The sequence below is a fragment of the Micromonospora sp. NPDC003776 genome (assembly GCF_053605645.1).
The window spans coordinates 1-3,907 of record NZ_JBSGJR010000620.1 but is presented as its reverse complement, the minus strand read 5'-3'; the positions used below and the strand labels follow the sequence as shown (position 1 = coordinate 3,907).

Annotated in this window: 2 protein-coding genes and 1 pseudogene; 1 reads left to right on the top strand and 2 read right to left on the bottom strand. The window is 72.5% G+C overall.

Going from position 1 to position 3,907, the window contains the following annotated elements; all coding sequences use genetic code 11:
• Positions 1-84: 84 nt before the first annotated feature.
• A pseudogene (locus ACWEVO_RS32100) lies at positions 85-1,641 on the bottom strand (chromosome segregation SMC family protein); the annotation flags it as partial.
• Between the two features lie 317 nt (positions 1,642-1,958).
• A complete protein-coding gene (locus ACWEVO_RS32095; RefSeq protein WP_007456482.1) occupies positions 1,959-2,153 on the bottom strand; it encodes a hypothetical protein in 195 nt (64 codons plus the stop codon).
• A gap of 371 nt (positions 2,154-2,524) precedes the next feature.
• On the opposite strand from ACWEVO_RS32095, the gene ACWEVO_RS32090 reads away from it, so the two are divergent.
• Positions 2,525-3,706: a CAP domain-containing protein gene (locus ACWEVO_RS32090; RefSeq protein WP_452311200.1), complete on the top strand. Its 1,182-nt coding sequence runs from the start codon at positions 2,525-2,527 to the stop codon at positions 3,704-3,706.
• Positions 3,707-3,907: the final 201 nt, after the last annotated feature.

Sequence of the window (3,907 nt, the reverse complement as noted above, 5' to 3'; positions counted from 1 at the left end):
GTGCGGCGGCTGCACACCGGCGCCATTCATTGACATGAGACCTTCTGGTCACATATTCTGCTTCGCAGTGGATGACGATCTCGTATTCAAGGCACCGAGCAGGCCGGGGACCTGGTCCGCCTTCGCCAGCAGGGCCCCGGCGCCGTCCTTGCGGCGCAGGCCGAGGGCGAGCGCCTCCTCCCGGGCCTTCCAGGTGGCCGCGTCCTTCTCCGCGGTGCGTTCGGCGTCGGAGAGGCTCCGCACGGCCGCCTGCGCCTGCTCGTGGACGGCGACGGCCTCGGCGTGCCGGGTGTCCAGGTCGGCGTTGTCCCGGTCGGCCTCGGTGGACTGCTCGGCGACCGCGTCGAGGTCGGCCTGGGCCTTCTCGGCGCGGGCGAGGGCGTCGGCGTGCGCGGCGGCGAGCCGTTCGATCTCCTCGCCGGCACTGGTGGTGCGGGCCCGGGCGGAGTTGACCTGGCCGGTCAGCCGGGCCAGCCCCTCCCGCCGGTCGGCGATGGCCTTGGCGGCGGCGACCAGTTCCCGCTCGGCGGCGGCGAGCTGCCGTTCCAGCTCCTGCCGGTGCTCGACCGCCTCGGCCAGCCGGATCTGGTCCTCGGTGAGCGCGGCGCGCAGCTCCTCCTCCTGCTCGCGGACCCGCCGGGACTCGGCTTCGAGCTGGTCGGGGTCACGGCCGGGGCGCTCGTCGTCCGGCGTGGCGCTCAGGTGGCGCAGCCGTTCCCGGGCGAGCTGTTCGATGGAGCGGAACCGTTCCTGGAGCGCGGAGAGCTTGTACCAGGTGTCCTGCGCGGCGGCGAGCAGCGGGGCGTCCTCGGCGAGGGCGGCCTCCAGCTCGCCGAGGCGACCCTGCACCTCGGTGTGCTCGGCCTCGATCTGCTCGCGGCGCTCGCGCACCGCGGTCTCGTCGGCGATCTCCTTGTCCAGGGTGGTCCGCAGGGTGTGCAGGTCGTCGGCGAGCAACCGCAGCCGGGCGTCACGCAGGTTGGCCTGGATGGCGGCGGCCCGCCGGGCCACCTCGGCCTGCCGGCCCAGCGGCTTGAGCTGGCGGCGCAGCTCGGCGGTGAGGTCGGTGAGCCGGTTGAGGTTGGTCTGCATCGCGTCGAGCTTCCGCAGCGCCTTCTCCTTGCGCTTGCGGTGCTTGAGGACGCCGGCCGCCTCCTCGATGAAGGCCCGCCGGTCCTCCGGCTTGGCGTGCAGCATCCCGTCGAGGCGGCCCTGCCCGACGATGATGTGCATCTCCCGGCCGATGCCCGAGTCCGACAGCAGCTCCTGGATGTCGAGCAGGCGGCAGGAGTCGCCGTTGATCTCGTACTCGCTCTCGCCGGAGCGGAACATCCGGCGGGTGATGGAGACCTCGGTGTACTCGATCGGCAGCGCGCCGTCGGTGTTGTCGATGGTGAGGGTGACCTCGGCCCGGCCCAGCGGCGCCCGCCCGGCGGTGCCGGCGAAGATGACGTCCTCCATCTTGCCGCCGCGCAGCGCCTTGGCGCCCTGCTCGCCGAGCACCCAGGCGATGGCGTCGACGACGTTGGACTTGCCGGAGCCGTTCGGGCCGACCACGCAGGTGATCCCGGGCTCCAGCTTCAGCGTCGTCGCGGAGGCGAAGGACTTGAAGCCCTTCACCGTCAGGCTCTTGAGATGCACCTTCTCGATCCTCGTCCGGTGGCCGCCGTACCGTCGCCGGCTGCGCGGACCTGGTGAACCCGCAGACTAACCCGTGGTCGGGAACACCCTGGTACGCGACCCACCCCACGCCTGGGTTGTCCGATTTTCCGGGCGTACCCGGCGGCCGGCCGGAAAACACAAGATCCTCATTGCCGGCGGACAATTCCGCGGCGTCCCCAAGATCGTCGAGGTGATCCGGAAAACAATAAGGCCCGACACAAAGCTGCGCGCCGGCACTGGGGTGTCGGCGCGCTTTTTCGTGTGGTGCTATTCAGTTTTTCCCGAGGATCTTCAGATCAGGTCAGCGCGGGCTCGGCCAGTCGGAGGAGGTCGTCAGCCTCCGCCGCAGCCGCCGCCAGCCGATCATTGTCGGCGCGCAGACGCGTGATCTCGAACTCCAGTGCCTGGACCCTGGCACGCAGTCGGGTGACCTCGTCGAGCAGACGCCGGTCGGGCGCTGCACCTACGTGGCCGTAGAGGGCCTTCGCCATGCTGACTCCTTGATATGCGCTGCCGGAAAGGCCGGCCAACGCGCGCCCACTGGTTCGCGGCTGTCATCCCGCGAAATCCGGGCATGACTGGGCGCGACTGGCGACACCTATATATTGAGCCGCAGACCCCCCTTTCGTCAAGTTCCCGCAGGCCGTAGATCATCTCTGCGTCGGCCTGTGCACTAGCCGGGGGGCTGCCGTGAGGCGCGGACACGCTCTGTCCGGACGACTTAACTGTACGCCCGGAAATGTGTGAACGCCTCACCCTCGGTGTCGGGTTCCCCTTAACTCTCTCTTAGCCAGGTTGCCGCAGTTCACGGCGCGCCCGTAGCGTCAGCCCGGCCCGCAACCGACCCGTGGAGGGGACAGGCGTGTACCGCTGGACCGACCCGATCGAACCGGATGGCGTTCCCCGACGCCCCGAGCCGCCGACCGACGAGGGACCGGCCTGGCTCACCGACCGGCCCGGGCCGCGGTCGTCCTACCTGTTCGGCGACGAGCCGGAGCAGCCCGGCCCGGACTGGGCCGACGCCCCGACCGGGGTCTGGCGCGCCGGTGCCGCCGACGCCCCGTGGGGGAGCGCACCGGCCGACGACCGGACCGACCACGTCCCACCGGACCACCGGGCCGGACACCCCTCGCCGGACGACCGGACCGCGTACCTCACCCCGATGGACGACCGGACCGGGTACGCCCCGATCATCGACCACACCGCCGCGTACCCGCCGTTCGACCTGGCCGGGCGGGGCGGCGGGGAGCAGCCGGCGGCAGCCTGGCGTCCGGCCGTCGACGAGCCGGCCGAGGAGGCGGGTCGGCACCGGCAGAAGCGCCGCTTCCCGCGTCCCCTGGTGATCGGTGGGGCCGCCGCGGCGGCGACCCTCGTGGTGAGTCTCGGAGTGGGTGCCCTGATGCTGCCGCGCAGCGACGAGCAGGCGGACCCGACCTCGGCCGGCGGTGCGATCGCCGCCGCCCCGGCCGTGCCGGGCACCGCCGACGCTCCCGGCGACGCCCTCGCCGCCCCCTCCCCCAGCACCGCGCCGAGCAGCCTCCGGCCGAGCCCGACCCGGACCGCCACCCCGAAGCCGAGCCGGACCACGGCCGCGTCCCGCCAGCTGGCGCGCAGCGCCGCGCCGAGCAGCACCGGCACCCGGGCCGCCACCTCCGCCGGGATCACCGCCGAGCTCCAGCAGGTCGTCGACCTGGTCAACAAGGAGCGGGCCAAGGCCGGCTGCAAGGCGCTGACCATCGACGACAAGCTGATGCTGGCCGCCCAGCGGCACAGCCAGGACCAGGCCGACCACAAGACCATGTCGCACGACGGCAGCGACGGCAGCGACGTCGGCGACCGCCTGGACCGGGTCGGCTACGCCTGGCGGGCGTACGGCGAGAACGTCGCCTGGAACCAGCAGACGCCGGCCGCCGTCATGGACGCGTGGATGAACAGCCCGGGCCACCGGGCGAACATCCTGAACTGCTCGTTCACCGAGATCGGCGTGGGCGTGGCACGGAGCAACGGGCCGTACTGGACCCAGGACTTCGGCACCCCGCGCTGACCCGCGCGTCGTGACCGGGCCCGCGCTCGTTTGACCGGGTGAGGTACACCGACCCGGTCGGCGCGGGACGGACCGCTCGGCGTACCGGTAGGGGGGCGGCGGAGAGCCGCCCGCGAACCGGGAGCTGTCGATGCGGATCCGGCGGACGTGGGCCGTGCCGCTCCCCCGGCCGGCCCGCGTCCGCCGACGTGGACCGGGCCG

Excerpts from the sequence above, each read along its gene's own strand:
- ACWEVO_RS32095 (WP_007456482.1), bottom strand. The coding sequence starts at position 2,153 with ATGGCGAAGGCCCTCTACGGCCACGTAGGTGCAGCGCCCGACCGGCGT.